The 24055-nt window shown below is 65.7% G+C and carries 21 protein-coding genes; 10 read left to right on the forward strand and 11 right to left on the reverse strand.

Translation table 11 applies throughout. The annotated features are described in order from the left end of the window. Positions 1-164 precede the first annotated feature (164 nt). From N2603_RS34165 to N2603_RS34190, 6 genes are all read left to right on the forward strand, one after another. The gene (locus N2603_RS34165; protein WP_018648854.1) at positions 165-1163 is read left to right on the forward strand and encodes an AAA family ATPase; all 999 of its coding nucleotides are present in this window, start codon (positions 165-167) and stop codon (positions 1161-1163) included. After that, a complete protein-coding gene (locus tag N2603_RS34170) occupies positions 1163-2107 on the forward strand; it encodes a DUF58 domain-containing protein (RefSeq protein WP_260385583.1) in 945 nt (314 codons plus the stop codon). Before N2603_RS34165 ends, N2603_RS34170 begins: the two co-directional genes overlap by 1 nt. After that, entirely contained in the window at positions 2104-4917 is a 2814-nt protein-coding gene (locus N2603_RS34175; RefSeq protein ID WP_018648856.1) for a DUF4159 domain-containing protein, read from the forward strand. The genes N2603_RS34170 and N2603_RS34175 overlap by 4 nt, the downstream gene beginning before the upstream one ends. 151 nt (positions 4918-5068) lie before the next feature. Next, positions 5069-7132, forward strand: coding sequence for a hypothetical protein (locus N2603_RS34180; protein ID WP_260385584.1), 2064 nt, complete (start codon positions 5069-5071; stop codon positions 7130-7132). Between the two features lie 432 nt (positions 7133-7564). Then, positions 7565-7969: a DUF2946 domain-containing protein gene (locus N2603_RS34185; protein ID WP_260385585.1), complete on the forward strand. Its 405-nt coding sequence runs from the start codon at positions 7565-7567 to the stop codon at positions 7967-7969. A 147-nt stretch (positions 7970-8116) separates the two neighbouring features. Then, positions 8117-10519 (forward strand): TonB-dependent receptor, encoded by a 2403-nt coding sequence (locus N2603_RS34190; protein WP_260385586.1) that lies wholly within the window; start codon positions 8117-8119, stop codon positions 10517-10519. Positions 10520-10674: 155 nt separating this feature from the next. Here the strand turns inward: N2603_RS34190 and N2603_RS34195 are convergent, their stop codons facing one another. The 6 genes from N2603_RS34195 to N2603_RS34220 all read right to left on the reverse strand — a co-directional run bounded on the left by N2603_RS34195 (position 10675) and on the right by N2603_RS34220 (position 15435). Next, on the reverse strand, positions 10675-11157 hold the full coding sequence (locus N2603_RS34195) for a GNAT family N-acetyltransferase (protein ID WP_260385587.1): 483 nt from the start codon (positions 11155-11157) through the stop codon (positions 10675-10677). 234 nt (positions 11158-11391) lie between these two features. After that, positions 11392-12552, reverse strand: coding sequence for a hypothetical protein (locus N2603_RS34200; protein WP_260385588.1), 1161 nt, complete (start codon positions 12550-12552; stop codon positions 11392-11394). A gap of 34 nt (positions 12553-12586) precedes the next feature. Continuing rightward, positions 12587-13258 (reverse strand): class I SAM-dependent methyltransferase, encoded by a 672-nt coding sequence (locus N2603_RS34205; protein ID WP_260385589.1) that lies wholly within the window; start codon positions 13256-13258, stop codon positions 12587-12589. A 36-nt stretch (positions 13259-13294) separates the two neighbouring features. Then, a complete protein-coding gene (locus tag N2603_RS34210; protein WP_260385590.1) occupies positions 13295-13810 on the reverse strand; it encodes a GNAT family N-acetyltransferase in 516 nt (171 codons plus the stop codon). A gap of 124 nt (positions 13811-13934) precedes the next feature. Beyond that, positions 13935-14900: a glycosyltransferase family 2 protein gene (locus tag N2603_RS34215; RefSeq protein ID WP_260385591.1), complete on the reverse strand. Its 966-nt coding sequence runs from the start codon at positions 14898-14900 to the stop codon at positions 13935-13937. Positions 14901-14943: 43 nt separating this feature from the next. Beyond that, positions 14944-15435, reverse strand: a complete 492-nt coding sequence (locus N2603_RS34220; RefSeq protein ID WP_260385592.1) for an NUDIX domain-containing protein — start codon at positions 15433-15435, stop codon at positions 14944-14946. 92 nt (positions 15436-15527) lie between these two features. On the opposite strand from N2603_RS34220, the gene N2603_RS34225 reads away from it, so the two are divergent. Further along, positions 15528-16409 carry a metallophosphoesterase family protein gene (locus N2603_RS34225; protein WP_260385593.1) on the forward strand — a complete coding sequence of 294 codons (882 nt, stop codon included), beginning with the start codon at positions 15528-15530 and terminating at the stop codon, positions 16407-16409. A gap of 98 nt (positions 16410-16507) precedes the next feature. Here N2603_RS34225 and N2603_RS34230 read toward each other — a convergent pair whose 3' ends face one another. The 3 genes from N2603_RS34230 to N2603_RS34240 form a co-directional block, all read right to left on the reverse strand. Beyond that, positions 16508-17062 (reverse strand): hypothetical protein, encoded by a 555-nt coding sequence (locus N2603_RS34230; protein WP_260385594.1) that lies wholly within the window; start codon positions 17060-17062, stop codon positions 16508-16510. Between the two features lie 196 nt (positions 17063-17258). Further along, positions 17259-17468 (reverse strand): DUF4170 domain-containing protein, encoded by a 210-nt coding sequence (locus tag N2603_RS34235; protein ID WP_091898099.1) that lies wholly within the window; start codon positions 17466-17468, stop codon positions 17259-17261. Between the two features lie 29 nt (positions 17469-17497). Next, positions 17498-19132, reverse strand: a complete 1635-nt coding sequence (locus tag N2603_RS34240; protein ID WP_260385595.1) for an isocitrate lyase — start codon at positions 19130-19132, stop codon at positions 17498-17500. A gap of 228 nt (positions 19133-19360) precedes the next feature. Between N2603_RS34240 and N2603_RS34245 the strand changes: the two genes are divergently transcribed. After that, positions 19361-20806: a helix-turn-helix domain-containing protein gene (locus N2603_RS34245; RefSeq protein ID WP_260385596.1), complete on the forward strand. Its 1446-nt coding sequence runs from the start codon at positions 19361-19363 to the stop codon at positions 20804-20806. 187 nt (positions 20807-20993) lie between these two features. Here N2603_RS34245 and N2603_RS34250 read toward each other — a convergent pair whose 3' ends face one another. Beyond that, positions 20994-21287, reverse strand: coding sequence for an antibiotic biosynthesis monooxygenase (locus N2603_RS34250; RefSeq protein ID WP_018648871.1), 294 nt, complete (start codon positions 21285-21287; stop codon positions 20994-20996). Between the two features lie 410 nt (positions 21288-21697). On the opposite strand from N2603_RS34250, the gene N2603_RS34255 reads away from it, so the two are divergent. Together N2603_RS34255 and N2603_RS34260 are read left to right on the forward strand one after the other, a co-directional pair. Further along, positions 21698-22498, forward strand: a complete 801-nt coding sequence (locus N2603_RS34255; protein WP_260385597.1) for a hypothetical protein — start codon at positions 21698-21700, stop codon at positions 22496-22498. Between the two features lie 163 nt (positions 22499-22661). Beyond that, a complete protein-coding gene (locus N2603_RS34260; RefSeq protein ID WP_260385598.1) occupies positions 22662-23018 on the forward strand; it encodes a hypothetical protein in 357 nt (118 codons plus the stop codon). A gap of 279 nt (positions 23019-23297) precedes the next feature. On the opposite strand, the gene N2603_RS34265 is transcribed toward N2603_RS34260, so the two are convergent. After that, positions 23298-23939: a tetratricopeptide repeat protein gene (locus N2603_RS34265; protein ID WP_260385599.1), complete on the reverse strand. Its 642-nt coding sequence runs from the start codon at positions 23937-23939 to the stop codon at positions 23298-23300. Positions 23940-24055: the final 116 nt, after the last annotated feature.

Raw genomic sequence — 24055 nt, forward strand, 5'->3', positions numbered from 1 at the left:
CTTCGTGATGCCCTACATACCCTTAAGCCGATAAGGTGGGGATAGGTTAATTCAACGAATACATGGCCTTCCTGCAAGTCTAGCATAGGGCCCATGTGACGGCGCGACGACGCAGGAAGTGACCGCGCAAGCAAGCCGCATGGCAGGCTGAAGGAGCGAGCGAAATGGCGGAGAGTGTCGAGAAACTCGAGGATGGGATCGTCCGTTCGGCCGAGCAGGTGTCGGCCCAGATTCGCGCGGCGAAGGAGGCAATCGGCTCCGTCATCTTCGGCCAGGACCGCGTCATCGAGAACACGCTGGTCACGATCCTCTCCGGCGGCCATGCGCTGCTGATCGGCGTGCCCGGCCTTGCCAAGACCAAGCTGGTCGAGACGCTCGGCGTCACGCTCGGTCTCGATGCCAAGCGCATCCAGTTCACGCCCGACCTGATGCCATCGGACATCCTCGGCGCCGAGGTGCTGGATGAGAGCACCGCCGGCAGGCGCGCGTTCCGCTTCATTGCCGGTCCCGTGTTCGCGCAGCTCCTGATGGCGGACGAGATCAACCGCGCCAGCCCGCGCACCCAATCGGCGCTCTTGCAGGCGATGCAGGAGCAGCACATCACCGTGGCCGGCGCGCGTCACGATCTGCCGAAACCGTTCCACGTGCTCGCCACGCAAAACCCGCTGGAGCAGGAAGGCACCTATCCGCTGCCGGAAGCGCAGCTCGACCGCTTCCTGATGGAGATCGACGTCGACTATCCCGACCGCGAGGCCGAGCGCCGCATCCTGTTCGAGACCACGGGCGCCGAGGAGACGCTGGCGAAGGGCTCGATGACCGCGGATGCGCTGATCACCGCGCAGCGGCTGGTCCGCCGCCTGCCGGTCGGCGATTCCGTGGTGGAGGCGATCCTGTCGCTGGTACGCTCGGCCCGTCCGGGCGAGGAGAGCGGCGAAGCCGGCAAGTTCATCGCCTGGGGCCCCGGCCCGCGCGCGAGCCAATCCCTGATGCTGGCGGTGCGCGCACGCGCATTGATCGACGGGCGTCTCGCGCCCTCGATCGACGACGTGCTCGACCTCGCCGAACCTATTCTGAAGCACCGCATGGCGCTGACGTTTCAGGCGCGCGCCGAAGGCCGCACGATTCCGGACGTGATCCGGCAATTGAAGACACGGATCGGTTGATGGCCGCAGAGACCGGGCACGCAGCGAAGGAGATCATCGCGATTCGACGTGCCGATGGCGAAAGCCGTACGCTCGCCGCTTCGCTGCCGCGCCTTGTCCTAGAAGCCCGCCGTGTTGCCGCCAACGTCATCCACGGCCTGCACGGCCGTCGCCGCGCCGGATCCGGCGAGAATTTCTGGCAATACCGCCGCTTCGTCTCCGGCGAGCCGGCGCAGAACGTCGATTGGCGCCGCTCGGCGCGCGACGACCATCTCTATGTCCGCGAGCTCGAATGGGAGGCATCGCACACGGTCTGGATCTGGCCCGACCGCTCGCCCTCGATGGCCTTCGCCTCGAAGGCGGCGCGCGAGTCGAAGCTCGAGCGCACGCTGATCGTCGCCTTCGCGCTGGCCGAGCTGCTGGTGTCGGGCGGCGAACGCGTCGGCATTCCCGGGCTGATGGCACCGACCGCGAGCCGCAGCGTCATCGACAAGATGGCGCAGGTGATGCTGCATGACGACGCCGACCGCCTCAGCCTGCCGCCCTCGTTCGTTCCGTCCGCGCTGGCCGAGATCATCGTGCTGTCGGATTTCTGGTCGCCGATCTCCGAGATCAGCGCGACGCTCGCCGGGCTCTCCGGCTCCGGCGCGCACGGCACGATGGTGCAGGTCGTCGATCCCGCCGAGGAATCGTTCCCCTATTCCGGCCGCATCGAGTTCGTCGAGCCCGAGGGCTTTGGCGTGATCACCGCCGGCCGCGCCGAGAGCTGGGCGCAGGACTACACCGCGCGCCTTGCGCTGCATCGCGACCAGATCCGCGCCGAGACCTCGAGGCTCGACTGGCTGTTCACGACCCATGCGACCGACCGCTCCGCCGCCGAGCTGCTGCTGTATCTGCACGCCGGCATGCAGGTGAGCAAATCCGGCGCGCGCACCACGACCATCAAGGTGGGGCCGGCCGCATGATGGGATTGCCGCTCGCCTTCACCGAACCGCTGCTCCTGATCGGCCTCGTCAGCCTGCCGGTGCTGTGGTGGCTCTTGCGCGTGATGCCGCCGCGGCCGCGCCGCATCGAGTTTCCGCCGACGCGCCTGCTGTTCGACATCGCACCGCGCGAGGAGACCCCGTCGCGGACGCCGTGGTGGCTGACGGCGCTGCGCCTTTTGGCTGCGGCCCTCGTCATTTTCGCCGCCGCCGGGCCGATCTGGAATCCGCAGGTCGGTGCCGCCAATAGCAAGGCGCCGCTGATGATCATGCTCGACGACGGCTGGAGCGCGGCGTCGAACTGGGACATCAGGATCAGAGCCGCCGACGAGCTGATCGCCAACGCCGACAACGACCGCCGCGCCATCGCGCTGGTGCCTCTGTCCGAGCCGAACCGCGACATCACCCTGATGCCGGCGGGTGCCGCGCGCGTCGCGCTGCGCCAGCTCGCGCCAAAGCCCTATTCGATCGACCGCGTCGACACGCTCACTGCGGTCGATCGTTTCCTGAAAGCGACCGGCGATTGCGAGATCGCCTGGCTGTCCGACGGCGTCGACACCGGCCGCGGCGAGGAGTTCGTGGCCGGCCTCGGCAAGACCTTAGGGGATCGCAGCCTGACCATCTTCGAAGGCGGCACCTCCTCGCCGCTGGCGCTGGTCGCGGCCGAGAACGCCGCGGCGAAGATGACGGTGAAGGTGCTGCGCACCGACAGCGGCATTGCGGCCGGCACCGTGCGCGCGCTGGACCAGAAGGCCTCGCCGATCGGCGAGGCGCGCTTCTCGTTCGGCCCGCAGGACAAGGAAACCGACGCCGCCTTCGACCTGCCGGTCGAGCTGCGCAACGACATCACGCGGCTCGAGATCTCGGGCGAGCGCTCCGCCGGCGCGGTGCAGCTGCTCGACAAGCGCTGGCGCCGCCGCGCCATCGGCATCGTCTCGGGGGCGACCAGCGAGACCGCGCAGCCGCTGCTGGCGCCGACCTTCTACCTCACCCGCGCGCTGGCGCCGTTCGCCGACGTGCGGCTCGCCGACAAGGGCTCGCCGCAGCAGGGTATCACGCAGTTCCTGGACCAGAAGCTGCCGATGATCATCCTCGCCGATGTCGGCACCATCGCCCCTGAAATCCGCGAGCGTCTCAATGCCTGGATCGACCAGGGCGGCGTGCTGGTGCGCTTCGCAGGGCCCCGCCTGGCGCAGGCCGAGGACGATCTCGTGCCCGTCAAGCTGCGCAAGGGCGGCCGCACACTCGGCGGCAGCCTGACCTGGGAGAAGCCGCAGCATCTCGCCTCGTTCGCCGCCGACGGCCCGTTCGCCGGCGTCGTGGTCCCCAAGGACGTCACCGTGAGCCGCCAGGTGCTGGCCGAACCCGACGCCGTGCTCGCCACCAAGAGCTGGGCCTCGCTCGAAGACGGCACGCCGCTCGTCACCGGCGAGCATCGCGGCAAGGGCATCGTCAGCCTGTTCCATGTCAGCGCCGACATGCGCTGGTCGGATCTGCCGATGTCGGGCATCTTCGTCGAGATGCTGCGGCGGGTCGTCGACATGTCCGGCTACACCACCAAGCCCGGCCCCGGCGTTGCCAGCGAGGCGACCACTGAAACGGTGGCGCCGCTGCACATCCTCGACGGCTTCGGTGCCTTCGGTCCGCCGCCGGCCACCGCAAAGCCGCTGCCCGCGGATTACCGCGACCGCGCCACATCAGATCATCCGCCGGGCTTCTATGGTCCTGCAGAAGGACCGCTCGCCGTGAACACGCTTGCCAGCGCCGACCGCATCGCAGCCCTGAGCACCGCGAGCTTGCGCGCCCGGCACGCCACCTACACCAATGCCGAGCCGCGCGATTTGCGCGGCTGGCTGCTGTCCACCGCGCTCGGGCTGTTCCTGATCGACGCCATCATCGTCGCGCTGCTCGGCGGCGGCCTCGCCGCGCTGCTGCGCCGCCGCGCCGCGCCGGCGATGATCGTCCTCGGACTCGTCCTTGCGGGCGCCGTCGCATTGTCGCCCACGCCGTCGCGCGCCGACAGCGCGTCCGACGAGTTCGCGATGAAGGCGGTGTCGCAGACCCGCCTCGCCTATGTCGTCACCGGCAATGCCGACGTCGATTCCATCGTCAAGGCCGGCCTCACCGGACTGACGCTGTTCCTGGCGCAGCGCACCGCGCTCGAGGCTGGCGATCCCGTCGGCATCGATCCGGCGCGCGACGAGCTCGCCTTCTTCCCGCTGATCTACTGGCCGATCGTGCCCGGCGCGCCCAAGCCGCCGCAGGACGCCATCAACAAGATCGACGCCTACATGAAGCAGGGCGGCACCGTGCTGTTCGACACCCGCGACGCCTATGAGGCGCCGCCGGGCGACAACGGCGCCTCGCAGACGCCGGGCATGCGGGCCTTGCGCGAAATCCTGTCCTCGCTCGACGTGCCCGAGCTCGAGCCGGTGCCGCGCGAGCACGTGCTGACCAAGACCTTCTATTTGCTGCGCGACTTCCCCGGCCGCTTCAACACTGGCCAGACCTGGGTCGAGACCCTGCCGCGCGACGAGGACGAGGACAGCGCGCAGCGCCCGGCGCGCGGCGGCGACGGCGTCTCGCCGATCATCATCACCTCGAACGATCTTGCCGGCGCCTGGGCCGTGCGCCCCGACGGCCAGTACATGCTGCCGGTGACCAGCGGCGACCCCCGCCAGCGCGAATTCGCCTACCGCGCCGGCGCCAACATCGTGATGTACACGCTGACCGGCAACTACAAGGCCGACCAGGTGCACGCACCGGCCCTGATCGAACGTCTCGGGCAATAAAGATGCGCGTGACGAACTTGAGCCACACGCCTCGTCATTCCGGGATGGTCCGAAGGACCAGACCACAGGTGCGCACTGCGCACCGGGGAATCTCGAGATTCCGGGTTCGCCTCTTCGAGGCGCCCCGGAATGACGTTGATAGGTCAGTCTGATGAATTACGGCATAGCGTTCACGCCGCTTGTTCCTTCGATCGTCCTCTGGCTGGCGCTGGCTGCGATCGTCGTCATCGCGCTTCTGCTGGCGGTGGCGCGTGCGCGCGGTGCGGCCGTGCGCGTGGCCGCGCTGGCGCTGTTCCTGCTGGCGCTCGCCAATCCCTCCTTCACCCGCGAGGACCGCGATCCGCTCACCTCGGTCGCCGCCATCGTCGTCGACAAGAGCCCGAGCCAGAATTTCGGCAACCGCAATCGCGAGGCCGCCCAGGCGCAGGAAGCGCTGGTCGACGGCCTGAAGAAGATCAAGGGCCTGGACGTCCGCGTCGTCGAGGCCGGACAAGCCGACGGCGAGACCGACGGCACGAGGCTGTTCGGCGCCCTCGCCTCGGCGCTGTCGGACGTGCCGGTCGACCGCGTCGCCGGCGCATTCCTGATCACCGACGGCCGCGTCCACGACATTCCCGCGAGCGCCGCCGCGCTCGGCTTCCAGGCGCCGGTGCATGCGCTGATCACCGGACAGAAGGACGAGCGCGACCGCCGTATCGCGATCACGGCGGCGCCGCGCTTCGGCATCGTCGGCCAGATGCAGACCATCACCTACCGGCTCGACGACCAGGGTGTCACCGGCGAGCGCGCCAGGGTCACGGTGCGCCGCGACGGCGAGGTCATCAACGAGCGCACGCTCTCGAGCGGGCAGAGCGCGAGCGTCGACGTCGACATCAAGCATGCCGGGCCGAACATCGTCGAGATCGAGGCCTCGCCGCTCGAGCGAGAGTTGACGCCGGTGAACAACCGCGCCGTGGTCGCCATCGACGGCGTGCGCGACAAGCTGCGCGTGCTGCTGGTCTCGGGCGAGCCGCATTCCGGCGAGCGCACCTGGCGCAACCTCCTGAAGTCCGACGCCAGCGTCGACCTCGTGCACTTCACGATTCTAAGGCCGCCGGAGAAGCAGGACGGCACGCCGATCAACGAATTGTCGCTGATCGCGTTTCCGACCCGCGAGCTGTTCCAGCAGAAGATCAACGAATTCCAGCTGATCATCTTCGACCGCTACGCCCGCCAGGGCGTGCTGCCGATCGCCTATTTCGACAACATCGCGCGCTATGTGCGCGCGGGCGGCGCGGTGCTGGTCTCGGCCGGGCCCGACTATGCTTCCAACACCAGCATCTGGCGCACGCCGCTGGATTCGGTGCTGCCGGCCGAACCGGTCGGCGTGACCGAGAAGCCGTTCTATGCGCATCTGTCCGACATCGGCAAACGGCATCCGGTCACGCGCGGGCTGGAAGGCTCGGCCTTCGAGCCGCCGCACTGGAGCCGCTTCTTCCGTACCGTCGACACCCGCAATTCCGTCAACCCGCCGGTGATGACGGGCCTCGACGGCAAGCCGCTGCTGTTCCTGTCGCGCTTCGGCGAGGGGCGCGTCGCGCTTCTGTTGTCCGACCACATCTGGCTGTGGGCGCGCGGCTATGAGGGCGGCGGGCCGCATCTCGATCTGCTCAGGCGGATGTCGCACTGGCTGATGAAGCAGCCGGACCTCGACGAGGAGGCGTTGCGCCTCCAGGTGCAGGGCAAGAACCTCGTCGTGGTGCGCCAGACCATGGCGGACAGCGTCCAGCCTGTCAGCGTGACCTCGCCGTCGGGCGTGTCGCAGGACCTGACGCTGAGCGCCGGCGATCCCGGCGAGTGGCGCGCCAGCCTGCCGGCGAACGAGCTCGGCCTGTGGCAGGCGACCGACGGCACGCTGAAGGCCTTGATCAATGTCGGCCCGACCAATCCGAAGGAGTTTTCGGAGGTCACCTCCACCACCGAGACATTGAGGCCGCTGACGCAGGCGACCGGCGGCAATGCCGTGCGCGTGGTCGACGGCAACACCGTCGAGCTGCCGCGCATCGTGCCGTCGCGCTCGGCGAGCGTCTTCGCCGGCGACGGCTGGATGGGCGTCAGGATGCGCGACGCCAGCGTCGTGAAGGGCGTCGGCGTGCTGCCGATCTTCGCCGGCCTGATCGGTCTCTTGCTGCTGCTCGGCGCGTTTGCGGCGACCTGGGCGCGCGAGGGGCGCTAAAGCGCGATCTGTTGGATCGACTTCAGTCGCCGGCAGCGCTCTCGCCCTTCCTTCCATATGGTGCGGGAGGGCGATCGCAAACGGATCTCGCGAGGACTGTCCGCGGGCTTGCTCCGCCTCTCCCGCTTGCGGGAGAGGCGGACGCGCTCGCGGAGCGCGGCGGGTGAGGGCTCTCGCCACGCAGGGACATCCTCCGCGATCCGCGACAATCCCGACGCGGAGACACCCTCTCCCCACCCCTCTCCCGCAAGCGGGAGAGGGAGCGCACCTCCGTTCCATCAGGCGTTAGTTGCCCGAACGACACATCGGGCCGGCTGCCTGCGCTCGCGGGGCCGCCCGCCGTTGACATCCACTGACCGATGCTGCGATGTTACATTATAACATCGCAGGTGCCGCGGATTGGCGCCTCGCGATGCGGGGTGGCGTCTGCAGATGAAGTGGTTCCGGTCGCATATCAGGCACGGTGCACGGCTCGCGTTGTTCGCGATGCTGGTGCAATTCGCGCTGACCTTCGGCCATAGCCACTGGTTTGCCCAGGCCGCTCCCCTCGCCCAGTCCTCGCTCCAGCAGACGGAGAGCGGCAAGGACATCGCTTCGGCCGACCGCGCCGCGGTCCAGAAGCAATCGCCCTCCGCCCCCGACCGGGAGCAGCCGGGCGACGACAATTGCGCGATCTGCGCATTGGTCGCGATGGCGGGCACCGTCCTGTTCGCGACGCCGCCACTTCTGCAGCTGCCACAGGCGATCGAGCTGCTCCACCGCACCACTGATGCCGAATTCATCCACCTGAATTCGGCCGGCACGGCGTTCCAGCCGCGCGCCCCTCCTGCGTCCTGACTTCCAACATCTCGTGATCACGCCCGGACCCGCCGCACGCCGGCGATCGGCCGGGAGAAGTTGAAGTCGAATTCCGTCGCGCTGCGACGGCAGGCCGCGTCCGATCAACACACCCACATGCGGACGGCGCCTGATGGAATCAGGACCATGTCATTTGAATTGCGACGCGTGCAGCGTCTGGGCGGAGCGAGCCTGCTCCTGCTCGGCGCCGCCGCCACATCTGCGTTCGCCCAAGAGCTTGCACAGGCACCTGCACAAGCGCCTGCGCAGGACAAGTCGTCGACGGAGATCCCCGCCGTCACCGTGACGGCGCCGAGCCCGATCGTGCGCAGGGTGGTGCCGACCCGCAGCCCGGTCCGCGTCGCGCGCACCGGACGCTCGCGCAGCCAGCAGCGCACGGCGGAAGCGACGCCGGCAGCGCCCGCAGCGGCTGCGGCGGCCGCGCCTCAGCAGGGCGTGCTGCCCATCGTGACCAACCAGTTCGCCACCGTCACCGTGGTGCCGAACGAGGAGATCCGCCGCGAGGGCGGCGGTCAGCTCGGCGATCTCCTGTTCTCCAAGCCCGGCATCACCGGATCGAGCTTCGCGCCCGGCGCCTCCAGCCGGCCGATCATCCGGGGTCTCGACGTCAACCGCGTCGGCATCGTCGAGAACGGCACCAATTCGAACGGCGCATCCGATCTCGGCGAGGATCATTTCGTCCCGGTCGATACGCTCGCGACCAACCAGGTCGAGGTGGTGCGCGGGCCGGCTGCGCTACGCTACGGCTCGACCTCGATCGGCGGCGTCGTCAGCGCCACCAACAACCGGATTCCGGACGCGCTGCCGAACTGCGGCGGCCAGCCGTTCCAGAGCTATGGCCTGCCGGTCAAGGCGCCGCTCGCAGGCGCCGGGACGCCCTGCGTGACCGCCGAAACGCGTAGCGCGTTCAGCTCGGTCGACCGCGGCGTCGAGAGCGGCGTGCTGCTCGACACCGGCGGCGGCAATTTCGCGTTCCACGCCGACGTCTACGGCCGAAACACCACCGACTACGGCATCCCGAGCTACCCGTATCTGAATGACCAGACGCGGACCGTCGCCAACGGGCGCCAGCCCAATTCGGCGACGCGATCGGACGGCGCATCGATCGGCGGCTCGTACTTCTTCCAGGGCGGCTATATCGGCGCGTCGATCACGCAGAACGACTCGCTCTACCACATCCCCGGCATCGACGGCGCCGACCACAACACCCGGATCGACGCGCACCAGACCAAGATCAACGTCAAGGGTGAGTACCATCCCGACAGCGCTGCGATCGACGCCGTCCGTTTCTGGGCCGGCGCGACCGACTATCGGCACAACGAGATCGGCCTTGCCGATCCCACCGATCCCAACACCGACGGTGTGCGGCAGACCTTCACCAACAAGGAGCAGGAGATCCGCACCGAGGTGCAGCTGATGCCGTTCAACGCGCGCTTCGCCGAGGTGACGACGGCGCTGGGCTTCCAGGTTGGCCATCAGGAATTGAGCGCGCCGAGCCCGGACAATCCCGGCACGCTGTTCAACGGCCTGTGGGACCCCAACAACAACACCCGCGTCGCGGCTTACGCCTTCAACGAGTTCAAGTTCACTGAACAGACGCGGGCGCAAATCGCCGGGCGCATCGAGCATGTCGAGCTGCACGGCACGACGCCGAACTTCCCGGCGGATTATTTGCCCGACGGCACGCCGCAGGTGGCGATCGCGCGCAATCCCGCCTACACGCCGAAGAGCGGCAGCATCGGCCTGTTGCAGGACCTGCCGGGCGGCATGGTCGGCAGCATCACCGCGCAATATGTCGAGCGCGCGCCGAAGGCGGCCGAGCTGTTTTCCCGCGGCGCACATGATGCGACCGCGACCTTCGACATCGGCAATCCCAACCTCACCATCGAGACCGCGAAGTCCGTCGAGGTCGGCGTGCGCAAGGCGACGGGGCCGTTCCGCTTCGAGGCGACCGTCTACTACACGCATTTCGACAATTTCATCTTTCGCCGCCTCACCGGCGTGATGTGCGATGACGATTTCGCCTCGTGCGGCACGCCCGGTGCCGAGTTGAATCAGGCGGTCTATTCGCAGCGCAATGCCAACTTCCGCGGCGGCGAATTCCAGTCGCAGCTCGATGTCGGCGCATTCCAGGGCGGCATCTGGGGCATCGAGAACCAGCTCGATTTCGTCCGCGCCACCTTCACCGACGGCACCAACGTGCCGCGGATTCCGCCGGTGCGACTGGGCGGCGGCGTGTTCTGGCGCGACGACAACTGGCTGATGCGCGTCAACCTGCTGCACGCCTTCGCCCAGAACAACATCGCGGCAATCGCGGAGACGCCGACGCCGGGCTACAATCTGTTGAAGGCCGAGGTGAGCTACAAGACCAAGCTCGATCCGAGCCGGTTCGGCGCGCGCGAGATGATTGCCGGCATCGTCGGCAACAATCTCCTCAACGAGAGCATCCGCAACTCCGTGTCCTACACCAAGGACGAGGTGCTGATGCCCGGCATCGGCGTCAGGGCATTCGCGAATTTCAAGTTCTAGGCACGATCGTGTCGGGGCCCGCGCCTGCGGGCCCCGACCAGTTCCGTCATTGCGAGCGAAGCGAAGCAATCCAGAATCCCTCCGCGGAAAGACTCTGGATTGCTTCGCTGCGCTCGCAATGACGGAGTATGAGGTGACGCCGCTGCGCTTCCAACTTACGCCGCTCGCATCAGCCGCTTCTCGAAGCGCCATTGGTCGACCGGGAAAGGCCCGTTCGACGTCTCCGACATCATCACGAACGTGCCGGCGTTGCGCCAGCCGCTCTTCTCGTAGAAGCGCGCGGCGCGGTTGTTGCCGACGGCGCAGGCAAGCCACGCCAGCTCCGCACCTCCCGCGGCGAGCCGTGCCTCCGCGTCGGCGATCAGCGCGGCCGCCACGCCCGCGCCGTGCGCCTGCGACGATACGAAGAGCTGGTACAATTCATCGCCCCTGATGGCGCAGAAGCCGAGCGGCGCACCGGCTGGACCGACGACGCTGATCGTGGGAAGCATGACCGCGAGCCGGTCGCGAAAGCTCGAGAGGGTGCGGAGGCGGACCAGTTCGGGCGGCGCAAGCGAGGCATGCGATCCATGCCAGGCATCGTGCCAGAGCTGCGCGAGATGATCGATCTCACCGGCATCAGCGGGACGCACCTGCATTGGCGATACTCCGTATGAGAGGGTCGTAGCCCGGATGAGCGAAGCGACATCCGGGGCGTGCATCTGCGTGACAGGTTTCCCGGATATCGCGGAGCCTGTCATCGGGCGGCGCTTCGCGCCGACCCGTTGGCTCATCCGGGCTACGGACTTCAAGTGCCAGGCACGATCCGGAAACGCACCAGTCTTCCGGGACGATCACTCAAGCAAAGCCGAAGCGCGTTGACCAGGCTGAATTCATCGCGCTTTGGCCCAAGCGGCGGCCGCTTCGGGAGCATCCTTTGCCTCCTCCTGAAAAAGGAAGGCAAACAACAGGCTCCACAGCGTCAGGAGAGAAATGGGAATGGTGTAGTATGGCGTCGCGATCGGATAGGTGAAGAAAAAGGCGAGATTCATCACCAGATTGGTGATCGTAAGCTGCGCGACACGGCGGAGGCCATTCGCCTGCCGCAACAGCCAGATCGATCCCGCAATTCCGATGATGAGCAACAACGTCTGGAGCGGGTCGGCGAGGTAGTCCCGGATCACCGCGAACGAAAAATCGAGTGGTCTGACATCGGGGTTGTTGCCGTAGGTCGACGCGAAAGGACTGCCGGCATTGACGGCGTAAGAGACGATGGTCGGCATCACACCGGCCAGCAACGCAATGCCGAACACGGCCCCCTGCAAGAACCGGGACATCGTGCGTTCCGCAAGGAACGCGACGAGGAGGAACATGCCATAGCCGGACGCCAGGAAGAGGTTGGCCAACCGGAAATCGACCGTCAATCCGAGCAGGAAGCCGACGGACGCCAACAGCCCGATCCTCGGTTGAGATTGCGGGCTCGCCAACCATCGCGCCGTGAGACATCCTGCAAGCGCACACACGACGACCGTCGGGGCCATCGAATAGCTCGCCTTGACCGGATTGACCATCAGGTAGATTGCAAGACAGCCGAACGTTCCAGCCATCAGGATCGATCTCGCGGTGCGCGCGATAGAAAGGGCAAACAGCGCGAACCCGAAGACGACAACGGTCGCCATCATGTACATGGGTACGACCTGGTGACCTCTCGGAAATAACGCCAACACGAGGCCGATACCCGGCGGGTACTGGACGACGACCTTCCCTGTGGCCGGCATCAAGTTGTGACAGGGCGCATCGGTCGTATCGTCCCAGTTCGGGTAGTCGATCTCCTTCAGCTTTGCTTTCAGATAGTCATCGTCGTCGAGGGCGAGGTTGGTGTCGAAGCCTCCCGCCAGCCCGAACCTCTGAAACAGATGCGCCTGCCGCAGGTAGCAGATGTCGTCGTAGACGCCGCGAGCCTCATTCCATCGCAACATGGTCCAGAAATGGCCGACCAGCACCGCGATAAACAAGACGGCGAAGATGACTTTGCTCGTGCCGTTTCGCTTCATTGGGATCATGCCGCGGCGGGAGGCTGGCTCCGCTTCAGCGGAATGCAAGATAGAGATTGGACGATAACGGGCCGAGCGACAAGCCGGTGTAACCCACCGCCGCTGACTTGGCGATCAGCGCGGTGAACGCCAGCAGCCGTTTCCGCGTCATCAGGATCAGGTTCTGCTCGTCGGTCCATTCCGACTTGCCGGTGATCATGCAGGCGATCCTGAAAGTGCCGTCCAGGTAGTGCGCCAGCGGGATGGCCGTGTGGTGCTCGACCGGAAAGAACCTGTTGGGCACGGTGATGAATACCCTCCTCGCGACGCGGCAAAGCTCCTTGACCAGGAGCATCTGATTTTGGTGGCTGCCGGCATGCTCGAGAACAGCATTGGACGTAGCGACATCGAATTCGTTGTCGGCAAACGGCAGCCGTGTATTCGGCTCGATCTGCACGTAACGGCAAAGCGGAAAAGCCGCCTTGAACCCGACTCCTTCGCCGAGCCCGCAGGCCGTGATCTTGTGCTGATGTGGGTAGCTTCTTTCCAGCACGTTTGCGCCGTCGTTGATCACGTCGGACACGCCGACGTCCAGGACCTCGTCCGACGCAGACGGCTGCATGTGAGCGATGAAATCCTGGTATATGCGGTCGCGCGCCGTGATGAGCAGCTTTTCCGCCGTGCTCCCGGACGCCACCTCCCGGTAATATTGCTGATCGACCGGCACTACGTTACCCCACGGGAGCTGCAAAGCGATGGCGCGTCAGGTTGGCGTCTTGCTCCAGTCCGGACCGACCGGCCCAGACACGCCTTCGAACGCGCCCTCGACGAGCTCGAGGACCAGGATCCGGGCGTAATCGACCGGGCCCGGCATCGTGACCCGTCCCTTCGGCACCGGCTTGAAGCCGACGCGGCTGTAATAGGGCTCGTCGCCGACCAGCAGCACCAGGCGGTGGCCCAGCGCCTTCGCATCCTTCAGCGCGCGCTCGAGCAGCAGCCGGCCGACGCCGCGGCCGCGGAACGGAGGTTCGACCGTCAGGGGCCCGAGCAGCAGCGCCGGCGTATCGCCGACGCAGATCGGCAATTGCCGCACGGATCCGACCAGCAACGTCCCGATACGGGCGGTGAAGGACAGTTCGAGCACGTGATCCACGTGCTCGCGGATGCGGTAGGCGCTCAGCACAAAGCGGCCGGGTCCGAAGGTGCGTTCGTGCAGCCGCTCGATCGCCTGAGCATCGCCGGCAGCTTCCGGCAGGATGGTGAGTGAGAGATCGTTCATCGCCTCAATGCGTCTTCAAGCGGAGTCATCGGTTCACGTCGGGAAAAAATGGTCGACCGGCGTGGGCGGGATATCACCTCGGAGGGCGGTGGTCCATGGGATTAGGCCCGCCTCAGAGGCAATTTCAGTTCCTCCCGAGCGGCGGTTGGGACAGATAGGCGAGCATCTTCATTTCCCGCCGGCCGCGCGTCACGGTGTCGAGCACGAGCCCCGACGAAGCCGAAAGCAGCGCCATGATCATCAGACCCATGGCAAGCATGGCGGTCGGGAGGCGCGGCACGAGGCCGGTTTCGAGGAAGGTGATTACGACGGGCAGTCCGAGAGCTATCGACAGCAGCGCGAGGACGATGCCGATCGCCGAAAAGAAGCGCAGCGGCCGCTCCGATCGGTTGAGCTTCAGCATCATATTGAAGATGCACAAACCATCCTGCCAGGTATTGAGCTTGGAGAAGGAACCCTCCGGGCGCGCGTAATAGGGCGTCTCGATCTCGGCGGCCGGGAGCGATAATTCCAGCGCATAGACCGCAAATTCGGTCTCGATCTCGAAACCGTCGGACAAAACTGGAAATGATTTGACAAAGCGGCGCGAGAAAACGCGGTAACCGGACAGCATGTCCTTGAAGGCGTGGCCGAAGGTTGATGCCAGGAAACCGGTGAACAGCCGGTTGCCCATGCGATGACCGCGCCGGTAGGCCGCTTGCGATCGATCGACACGCAGCCCCACAACCATATCCAGATGCTCATCGAGGAGCTTGTCGATCATACCCGGCGCGCTCGGCGCATCGTAGGTCGCATCTCCGTCGACGAGCACGTAGATGTCTGCCTCGACGTCCGCGAACATGCGGCGCACGACGTGGCCTTTGCCCTGGCGCCATTCGCTACGCACGATCGCTCCGGCCTCGCGCGCGATCGCCGCGGTACGGTCGGTCGAGTTGTTGTCGTACACGTAGACTTCGGCCGCAGGCAGTGCCTTGCGGAAATCCGCGATGACCGTCGCGACGGCGGCTTCCTCATTGTAGCAGGGGACCAGCACGGCGACCCGAAATGGCCATGACCTCGTCGCTTCAGACAATCTCCATCCCCCGTCCATACGTCGAGACCGCGTACGCAGTGACTACTAGCACAGGCCGCCCTCACCGCCACGTCGCAATCAGCGGCCGGCCATCCAGCACCTCCGCGAGTCTTTGCCTTGTGCCGAGCGTGGTCCCCTCGGGCAATGCGGAAATTGCGAAGAACCCGCATTCGACGATCTCGTGGTTGGGCTCAGGCAGCCGGTCCTGCCGGAAATGCCTGACGACGTAGACCGCGACGTGGTCGCGGCGGGAGATGTGGCTGTTGAAAAAGATGCCGTGCAGCACGGGCTCGCCGGTGAGATCGATGTCGCCCTCCTCCTTGAGCTCGCGCCGCATTGCCTGCTCCATGGTCTCGCCGAGATCGACGCCGCCGCCGGGCAGATACCAGCCGCTGATGTAGCTGTGCCTGACCAGGAACACGCGGTTGTCGGCGTCCAGCACCACGGCGCGGACGCCGAGGGTCATGCCGCGCACCAGCAGGAAATAGGCGTGGAAGATCCGCCGCAGCAGCGGCTCGAATTTGCGTCGAACGCGATTCAGACGATCCCCCATCAGGCTCCCAACAGGCCCCTGTCCGGGCCACGCTTGCACAGTCCTCGCGACCTTGCCATTACAGTGGACCAATAGCGAGGCAATCGCGCACCATGGCCCCCTTCACGCTCGCCCATTTGTCCGACCCGCATCTAGCACCGCTGCCGAAGCCGCGGCTGGTCGAACTCGCCGGCAAGCGCGCGCTCGGCTACGTCAACTGGACGCGCAACCGCCACAAATACCAGCGCCGCGAGGTACTCGACGCGCTCGTTGCCGACATGAAGGCGCAGGCGCCCGACCACATCGCAGTGACGGGCGATCTCGTCAATTTGGCGCTGGAAGCCGAGTTCGCGCCGGCGCGCGCCTGGCTCGACGAGGTCGGGCCGCCCGATCGCGTCACCACGATTCCCGGCAATCACGACGCCTATGTCCGCGCCACCTTTCATCGCTTCGGCGAGACCTTTGCACCCTATCTCGCGGGCGACGACGGCCGCATCGGTTTTCCTGCGTTGCGCCGGCGCGGGCCGCTGGCGCTGATCAGCCTGTCCACGGCGGTGCCGACCCTGCCGCTGATGGCGACGGGCACGCTCGGGCGCGATCAGCTCGCCGCGCTCGCCGAAGTTCTCGACCGGCTCGCGGCCGAAGACGTCTTCCGCGTGCTGCTGGTGCATCATCCCCTCAAGTCGGCTGCGCGTCAGAAGCGGATGACGGATTCTGCCGATCTCCTGGCGCTGTTGAGGCGCCACGGCGTCGAGCTGATCCTGCACGGACACGACCACATTCATTCGACGATGTGGTTCGAGGGGCCCAACGGCAACATTCCCGCGCTGGGGGTGCCCTCGGCCTCGGCGCTCGCGCACGGACGTTATCCGGCGGCGGCGTACAATCTATTCAGGATCGAAAAGGACAATGCGGGCTGGCGCTGCGAGCAGACGGTGCGGGCGCTGGGGGCGGGATTCCAGATCGGGCAGATCAAGCAGGCGAGGTTGATCTAGTTCGCTGTCATTGCGAGCGCAGCGAAGCAATCCAGACTCCCTCCGCGGAGACATTTCTGGATTGCTTCGCTGCGCTCGCAATGACGACGGAAAGACCTTCACCAGCTCCGCAAGACCGCCAGCGCGGCAACCCCGAACAAGGCAGCAGCACCGAGCACAAAGCCGAATATGAACGGCCAGACCCGCGAGCGGGCTGGCTGCTCGGCGGCTGGGGCTTGCGGCTCGGGCGGGACCACCATCGCATGCTCGCGCTCGATCATGCGGCGGGCGACATAGTCGGTGACGGCCTCGACGATGACCGCGGTATCGTGCGATTCGGCGAGCACGATGCGGCCGAAGCGGGTGTCCTGGACGAAGCGGTACATCCGCTTGTCGCGCCCCATCATGATGTGCGCGACGACGTCGATCCAGAGTCTCGGCGTATCGCCCTGGCTGATGCCACGGTCGAACAGGTCGATCTGCTCCGGCACCTGGGCGAACAGCGGATCGAGCGCGTCATTGAGGATCTCGAGCCGCGCCACCTCGGCGTCGCGGAGGTCGACGACGACGCCAGTCCGGTCCGCGGCCTCGATCCGTGCGCGCAGCAGCGCATCGCGCAGCCGCACCGGGCGCGGCTGGCTGGGATGGGTCCCGCTGGTCTCGGGCTCTGACATTGTCGGCCTCGTCCTCGACTTATTCCCGTTAACCTATCAGCAACCAAACCCTGCGCAAAGGGCCCATAATTCCAAATACTTACGGCGCCCACAGGCGCGTGACCTGTGCCAAAAACAGACGATCCCACCCAGGCAGAGCCTGGATGGGACCATCCGTCCTTGGACGTCTTCTTAGTTCAGGTCGGCAGGTCGGCCCTCAGGCCGGGACGCGCGACGGTTCTTCCACGATCGAGAAGCGGACGCCGGCCTTGTGGCGGCTCTCTTCCGACACCTCGCGCCAGCAGTCCTCGGCTTCCTTGCGGGTCTTGAACGGACCTTTGACCTGGGCCGAGCCTTCCACGAGCTTGTGGAAGTTCATCGAACCGAACTCGCCGCCGATCACCCAGAAATTGCTGCCTTTGGTCATGTCAGTCTCCTCTCGAACTGCGTGGTGCGTTAGCCGAACTGGTTCATCGTGTTGTGAGCGCCGCCCGCCTTCAGGGCAGCTTCACCCGCGAAGTACTCCTTGTGGTCGTCACCGATGTCGGAGCCGGCCATGTTCTGGTGCTTGGCGCAGGCGATGCCCTGACGGATCTCCTGGCGCTGGACGTTCTTGACGTAGCCGAGCATGCCCTGCTCGCCGAAATACTCCTTGGCGAGGTTGTCGGTGGACAGCGCAGCCGTGTGGTAGGTCGGCAGCGTGATCAGGTGGTGGAAGATGCCGGCGCGCTTGGCCGAATCCGCCTGGAAGGTGCGGATGCGCTCGTCGGCTTCAATTGCCAGCGGCGTATCGTCGTATTCCGGCTTCATCAGCTCGGCGCGGTTGTACTTGCTGACATCCTTGCCGGCCTCCTTCATCGCGTCGTAGACCTGCCAACGGAAGTTGATGGTCCAGTTGAACGAGGGCGAGTTGTTGTAGGCGAGCTTGGCGTTCGGGATGACCTTACGGATGCGGTCAACCATCTTGGCGATCTGCTCGATATGCGGCTTCTCGGTCTCGATCCACAGCAGGTCGGCGCCGTTCTGGAGCGAGGTGATGCTGTCGAGCACGCAGCGGTCCTCGCCCGTGCCGGGACGGAACTGATAGAGGTTGGAGGGTAGCCGCTTCGGACGCATCATCTTGCCGTTACGGTTGATGATGACGTCGCCGTTGCGGGCGTTCTCCGCGGTGATTTCCTCGCAATCGAGGAAGCTGTTGTACTGGTCGCCGATATCACCCGGCTTGTGGCTGACGGCGATCTGCTGCGTCAGGCCAGCGCCGAGCGAGTCGGTGCGGGTGACGATGACGCCGTCCTCGACGCCAAGCTCGAGGAAGGCGTGGCGGCAGGCGCGGATCTTGGCGATGAACACCTCATGCGGCACGGTGACCTTGCCGTCCTGATGGCCGCACTGCTTCTCGTCCGAGACCTGGTTCTCGATCTGGAGCGCGCAGGCGCCCGCCTCGATCATCTTCTTGGCGAGCAGATAGGTCGCCTCCGCGTTGCCGAAGCCGGCATCGATGTCGGCGATGACGGGGACGACATGGGTCTGGAAGTTGTCGATCTTCTCGATCAGCTCCTTCTCGCGGTTCTTGTCGCCTTCCTTGCGCGCCTTGTCGAGGCTGCGGAAGATGTCGTTGAGCTCGCGCGAGTCCGCCTGACGCAGGAAGGTGTAGAGCTCCTCGATCAGCGCCGGCACCGAGGTCTTCTCGTGCATCGACTGGTCGGGCAGCGGTCCGAACTCGGAGCGCAGCGCCGCGATCATCCAGCCCGAGAGGTACAGATACGTGCGATCGGTCTTGCCGCCGAAGTGCTTCTTGACCGAGATCAGCTTCTGCTGCGCGATGAAGCCATGCCAGCAGCCCAGCGACTGCGTGTACTTGGTCGGATCGTTGTCATAGGCCGCCATGTCGGCGCGCATCAGCGCCGCGGTGTAGCGGGCAACGTCGAGGCCGGTTTTAAAGCGGTTCTGCAGGCGCATGCGTGCGACCGCCTCGGCGGACACCCCGTTCCAGGTCGGCTTGGTCTCGAGGAGCGCCTGAGCCGCCTTGATCTCGTCTTGATACGAGGCCGGGCGCTGGAGCGCGTTGATGCCGCGGGGCTGGTAATTCATGTGCCTATCCTTTCGCTGACGATGACCGATGGCTGGCCATCGACATTCTTGACAATGCATTGCGAGATGCGTGTCAGGAGCTAAACGCGAAAACAGAAACTTCGTATAGATGGCTTGTTTTTTATTGGTGATGTCATGTAACATCAGAACATGTAACAGATGTTATTTTGTAAATTGTAAAAATATAGGTCAGCAAGACTGTCCTTGATGCGTCAGGAGATCTGAAACATGCCCGCCGAATCCGGGAAGAAACTGTTCGTCGGTCCGCGCTTCCGGCGGATCCGGCAGCAATTGGGGCTGTCGCAGACCCAGATCGCCGAGGGGCTCGGGATCTCGCCGAGTTACGTCAACCTGATCGAGCGCAACCAGCGCCCGGTGACGGCGCAGATCCTGCTGCGGCTGGCCGAGACCTATGACCTCGACCTGCGCGACCTCGCCACCGCGGACGAGGACCGCTTCTTCGCCGAGCTGAACGAGATCTTCTCCGACCCGCTGTTCCGCCAGATCGACGTTCCCAAGCAGGAACTGCGCGACCTCGCCGAGCTCTGTCCCGGCGTCACCCATGCGCTGCAGCGGCTCTACGCCGCCTATACCGAGGCGCGCCAGGGCGAGACGCTGGCCGCCGCCCAGATGGCCGACCGCGACGTCGGCACCCGCTTTGAGGCCAATCCGGTCGAGCGCGTGCGCGAGCTGATCGAAGCCAACCGCAACTATTTTCCGGAACTGGAGCAGGCCGCGGAAAACCTGCGCGACGAGCTGAACGTGCCGGCCGAGGGACTCTATGCGGCACTCGTTGCGCGATTGCGCGAAAAGCATTCGATCCAGACCCGCATCATGCCGGTGGATGTGATGCGCGAGACGCTACGGCGCTTCGACCGGCACCGCAGGCAGCTCCTCATCTCCGAGCTGGTCGACCCGCCCGGCCGCGCGTTCCAGCTCGCCTTCCAGCTCGGGCTTGGCGAATGCGCGCAAGCCCTGGAGACAATCATCGGCCGCGCCGGCCCGCTCGACGATGCGCCGCGGCGGCTGTTCCGCATCACGCTCGGCAATTACTTTGCAGCCGCCGTGATGATGCCCTACCCCGCGTTCCTCGCGGCCGCCGAAGCGCTCAACTACGACATCCACGTGCTGGCGCAACGCTTCAATTCCGGCTTCGAGCAGGTCTGCCACCGCCTCACCACGCTGCAGCGGCCGAACGCGCGCGGCATTCCGTTCTTCCTGCTCCGCGTCGACAATGCCGGCAACGTCTCCAAGCGCTTCTCGTCCGGCACGTTCCCGTTCTCGAAATTCGGCGGCACCTGTCCGCTCTGGAACGTGCATTCGACCTTCGACACGCCGGACCGCCTGCTCAAGCAGGTGATCGAGCTCTCCGACGGCACGCGCTATTTCTCGATCGCGCAGATGGTGCGCCGCCCGGTCGCGCCGCATCCGCTGCCACAGCCGCGCTTCGCCATCGGCCTCGGCTGCGAGATCCGTCACGCCGCGCGCCTGACCTACGCCGCCGGCATGGATCTGGAGAAAACAGAGGGCACGCCGATCGGAGTCAACTGCCGCCTCTGCGAGCGAGAAAACTGCGCCCAGCGCGCCGAACCGCCGATCACCCGCACGCTGATTTTGGATGAGACGACGAGAAGGGTGTCGAGCTTCGCGTTCTCGAATGCCAGGGAGTTGTGAGGCGATGTGCGTCTGGCGGAAGGCGCTCACCACAAACTCACTGTCGTCCCGGCGAAGGCCGGGACCCATACTCCCAGGCGGAAGTTGTGGCGCGAGTTCGGAGTTACCTATCTTCGCCAAACCGCGGCCTGTGGTTATGGGTCCCGGCCTTCGCCGGGACGACTCGTGGACATAGCTCGCGCTTAAATCACGCCAGCGTATGCACGATCACCGGCCCCGCCACGGCGCGGGCGTCGCCGGCGAGCAGCGGGCCGAGATCCTTCTCGATCCAGGCGATGGCGCGCTTGTTCGCCTCCTCGGCCTGCTCGAACTTGTCGAAGATCGAGATCGCGGTGACCGTGTCGTCGCCGGCATAGACGACGTAATAGGCGCGGAAACCTTCGACATCGCTGATGATCGGAACGGCGCCGTCCTTGATGCGGCGCGTCAGCTCTTCCGCACTCCCGCTTTTCGCCTTGGCCTGACGGATGGCGGCATACATGGCATCCTCCCCTTCCGGCTGTCTGAAGCTTGGTGGCGTCAATTTACACCGGATAGCCAACCCCGTCATCCTGAGGCGCTCACTATGGGGCGCAGAGCGCCCCATAGTGAGCCTCGAAGGAAGGAGGGCCCGGGTGCAGCAGCCGGGCCGTGCATCCTTCGAGGCTCGGCCGGCGATGCTTCCGCATCACCGGCCTCACACCTCAGGATGACGGGGAAACAGTTTGCTGGGTCTCGCCAATGGCCACTTCGAGCTGGCCCTCCTTGGTTAACCCGGCCCTAATCCGCCTCCGCGATCTGCAACCAACGGTTAAGCACGCCTCAACATCGCTGCCTTAGTCTCGCCCCACTCACTTTTCGCAAACAACGGCGGCCTATCCTGCCGGGCGAAGTGACATCAGGGGGTTCATCATGCGCATTGCGTTGCTGCTGACCGCGACCATTGTCGGCGCGCTCTTTGCCAATCCGTCCAATGCCGGTTCGCTCGATGCCGACGCGGCGCAGGCGCTGCCGCCGGGCTTCCAGAGCTATCGCGGCTACATGTTCGACATTTCCGAGAACCGCGACCGCAAGGACGTCGACAAGCTCACCGAGAACCTGAAGAGCCAGATCGACGTCGTCGAAGGCGTCGGCCTCTCCCCGCGCGTGCTGCGCTTCTTCCACACCGTTCCGATCGTCGCGAGCGAGCTCGCCTGCCTCGACGAGGGCGCCGCCACCGCCTGCTACGGCCGGGTCACGCCGGACATGCAGCGCACCGCGCCCCGGACCCTGACGGTCTGGGATCCCGCCAAGCAGCGCTGGAGCAATCCCAATGCCGTCGACCTCGCGGTCGATTCCGGTCTCGGCGTGATCATGCTGCGGCCGGATATGATGCGCTACGAAAAGGAGGCCGTGCTGCTGCACGAGATGCTGCACGCCTTCCACGCGCGGCTTCTGCCGGACGGCTACGCCAACAAGGGCGTCATCGGCTACTATGCCCTGGCCAAGTCCAAGGAGATGCTGCCCAAGGAATCCTATGCGATGAAGAACCCGATGGAGTTCTTCGCCGTGACCGCCAGCATCTTCCTCTCCGGAAAGAGCGAATTCCACGACCCCAAGTCGCGCGAGGTGCTCAAGGAGAAGATGCCGGACTATTACAAATACCTGGTGGGCGTGTTCGGCTTCGACCCCGACCCGGCAGCGTCGAGCGGCCCGGTTGCCTCGCTGAAGTGAGGCGGAAACACCGCCGGACACACAAGAGCCGCGCAAAATGCGCGGCTTTCTTGTTTTGGGTACCGGAAGCTGCGGATGACGGGCGGCCACCAATTGCCAAGGTGGGGCCCGATCTGCATAGTCCCGCCCGCATCGATACCTGTTTTCAAGAGGATGGAAGAACATGGCGGACGCCGACCTGGATGTCGTGATCCGGCAACTGGCCAGACAGCTGCATACGGGCCTGATGACCCGCGCCAAGGAGCGGCGGGATCGCTTCAATGGCCTCGCGGCCAAGGCCAAGGGCAAGGAGACCGGCGACCGCTTCAAGATGATGGCCAAGGCCACCATGGAGCAGGCCACCGCCGCCGCCAAGCGCCTGCAGATGTCCGCCGACAACGTCGCCGACAGCTATGCCCGCGCGATGCGCCTCGCCGCCAGCACGCCTGTCACGGTGAAGGTGGAGAAGAAGGCGAAGGAAGAGAAGCCGGCGAAGAAGGCTGCCAAGGCGAAGAAGGCAAAGACCAAGAAGGCGAAGTAGGCGCGGCTCGCGCGCTTCACCTCTCCCCGCTTGCGGCAGGGCTATCGCATATGAAGAAGTGTGGCAGATAGCTCGCCCGCAGCCCATCCTTCGAGACGCCCGCCGATGGCGGGCCCTCAGGATGAGGGCGGAGTGCGCGGCGGCAATTTCAACGGGCCAATGCCGCTGAGCCTCATCAAAAGCGGTCGTCTCGAAGGACGAGGCGCTTGCTCTGCCCGTCACCAGGAAGCCATCTGCGATTGCCCCACCGCTTGCGGGGAGAGGGAGAGAGACCTTCCCTCACCGCCTTGGCGTGGTGAGCCGGGTCGGCTCGGCACTGGCGAGTTCGGCGAGCTTGGCGCGGGCGGCTTCGCGGGTTCGGACGTCTTTGCCGGCCGGCAGCGTCAGGGCGGCTTCGAAATCGGCGCGCGCGTCGTCGATCTGGCCGCGGGCGAGGAATGCGAGACCGCGATCGAGGCGGGCTTGTGCGTCCGAGGGATCGAGGCGCACCGCCGTGTTGTAGCTCAGGATGGCGCGATCGAGATCGCCGGTGGCCGCGAGCGCGAGGCCGCGCTGGTGATAGGGCGCGGCGTGCTTGGGATCATGCGCGATCGCTTCGTCATAGTCTTCGATGGCCAGTTCCAGATCACCATTCTGCCGGCGTGCGAGCGCGCGGTCGCGATAGAGCGAGGCGCGGTTGGGATTGAGATGGATGGCCTCGTCGAAATCGGCGATCGCCCGGCGAAAGTCGCCGCGGCGCAGCGCGATCCGTCCGCGGCCCTCATAAGCAAAGGCGATCAGCGAGCCGCGCAGCGGCGAGAAGCCGATCACGGCCGCGCAGATGTCGGGATCGTCTTCGTCCCCGCAATTGACCACCATATGCGTGGACAGGCCAATGAGCACGGCCAGGACGATCAGCAATGGTACGGCAATTCTGGTCATCTTCGACGCTGGCCGGCTGAGGGCCGGCCATGCATCCCCTTTCGAAGCAAATCTCACGGCGAGGTGTTAACACCCGCCGCGACGATCCTGTGTGCGCCAGGTCACAAACCCCGGCG

The organism is Bradyrhizobium huanghuaihaiense, assembly GCF_025200885.1.
GTDB lineage: Bacteria > Pseudomonadota > Alphaproteobacteria > Rhizobiales > Xanthobacteraceae > Bradyrhizobium > Bradyrhizobium huanghuaihaiense.

What these genes read in the sequence shown, in the direction of transcription:
- N2603_RS34180 (WP_260385584.1), top strand. Translation starts at nt 5,069, where the DNA reads ATGAATTACGGCATAGCGTTCACGCCGCTTGTTCCTTCGATCGTCCTC.
- N2603_RS34245 (WP_260385596.1), top strand. Translation starts at nt 19,361, where the DNA reads ATGCCCGCCGAATCCGGGAAGAAACTGTTCGTCGGTCCGCGCTTCCGG.
- N2603_RS34200 (WP_260385588.1), bottom strand. Translation starts at nt 12,552, where the DNA reads ATGAAGCGAAACGGCACGAGCAAAGTCATCTTCGCCGTCTTGTTTATC.
- N2603_RS34240 (WP_260385595.1), bottom strand. Translation starts at nt 19,132, where the DNA reads ATGAATTACCAGCCCCGCGGCATCAACGCGCTCCAGCGCCCGGCCTCG.
- N2603_RS34175 (WP_018648856.1), top strand. Translation starts at nt 2,104, where the DNA reads ATGATGGGATTGCCGCTCGCCTTCACCGAACCGCTGCTCCTGATCGGC.
- N2603_RS34215 (WP_260385591.1), bottom strand. Translation starts at nt 14,900, where the DNA reads ATGGACGGGGGATGGAGATTGTCTGAAGCGACGAGGTCATGGCCATTT.
- N2603_RS34255 (WP_260385597.1), top strand. Translation starts at nt 21,698, where the DNA reads ATGCGCATTGCGTTGCTGCTGACCGCGACCATTGTCGGCGCGCTCTTT.
- N2603_RS34250 (WP_018648871.1), bottom strand. Translation starts at nt 21,287, where the DNA reads ATGTATGCCGCCATCCGTCAGGCCAAGGCGAAAAGCGGGAGTGCGGAA.
- N2603_RS34210 (WP_260385590.1), bottom strand. Translation starts at nt 13,810, where the DNA reads ATGAACGATCTCTCACTCACCATCCTGCCGGAAGCTGCCGGCGATGCT.
- N2603_RS34260 (WP_260385598.1), top strand. Translation starts at nt 22,662, where the DNA reads ATGGCGGACGCCGACCTGGATGTCGTGATCCGGCAACTGGCCAGACAG.
- N2603_RS34165 (WP_018648854.1), top strand. Translation starts at nt 165, where the DNA reads ATGGCGGAGAGTGTCGAGAAACTCGAGGATGGGATCGTCCGTTCGGCC.
- N2603_RS34220 (WP_260385592.1), bottom strand. Translation starts at nt 15,435, where the DNA reads ATGGGGGATCGTCTGAATCGCGTTCGACGCAAATTCGAGCCGCTGCTG.
- N2603_RS34235 (WP_091898099.1), bottom strand. Translation starts at nt 17,468, where the DNA reads ATGACCAAAGGCAGCAATTTCTGGGTGATCGGCGGCGAGTTCGGTTCG.
- N2603_RS34185 (WP_260385585.1), top strand. Translation starts at nt 7,565, where the DNA reads ATGAAGTGGTTCCGGTCGCATATCAGGCACGGTGCACGGCTCGCGTTG.
- N2603_RS34195 (WP_260385587.1), bottom strand. Translation starts at nt 11,157, where the DNA reads ATGCAGGTGCGTCCCGCTGATGCCGGTGAGATCGATCATCTCGCGCAG.
- N2603_RS34265 (WP_260385599.1), bottom strand. Translation starts at nt 23,939, where the DNA reads ATGACCAGAATTGCCGTACCATTGCTGATCGTCCTGGCCGTGCTCATT.
- N2603_RS34170 (WP_260385583.1), top strand. Translation starts at nt 1,163, where the DNA reads ATGGCCGCAGAGACCGGGCACGCAGCGAAGGAGATCATCGCGATTCGA.
- N2603_RS34190 (WP_260385586.1), top strand. Translation starts at nt 8,117, where the DNA reads ATGTCATTTGAATTGCGACGCGTGCAGCGTCTGGGCGGAGCGAGCCTG.
- N2603_RS34225 (WP_260385593.1), top strand. Translation starts at nt 15,528, where the DNA reads ATGGCCCCCTTCACGCTCGCCCATTTGTCCGACCCGCATCTAGCACCG.
- N2603_RS34230 (WP_260385594.1), bottom strand. Translation starts at nt 17,062, where the DNA reads ATGTCAGAGCCCGAGACCAGCGGGACCCATCCCAGCCAGCCGCGCCCG.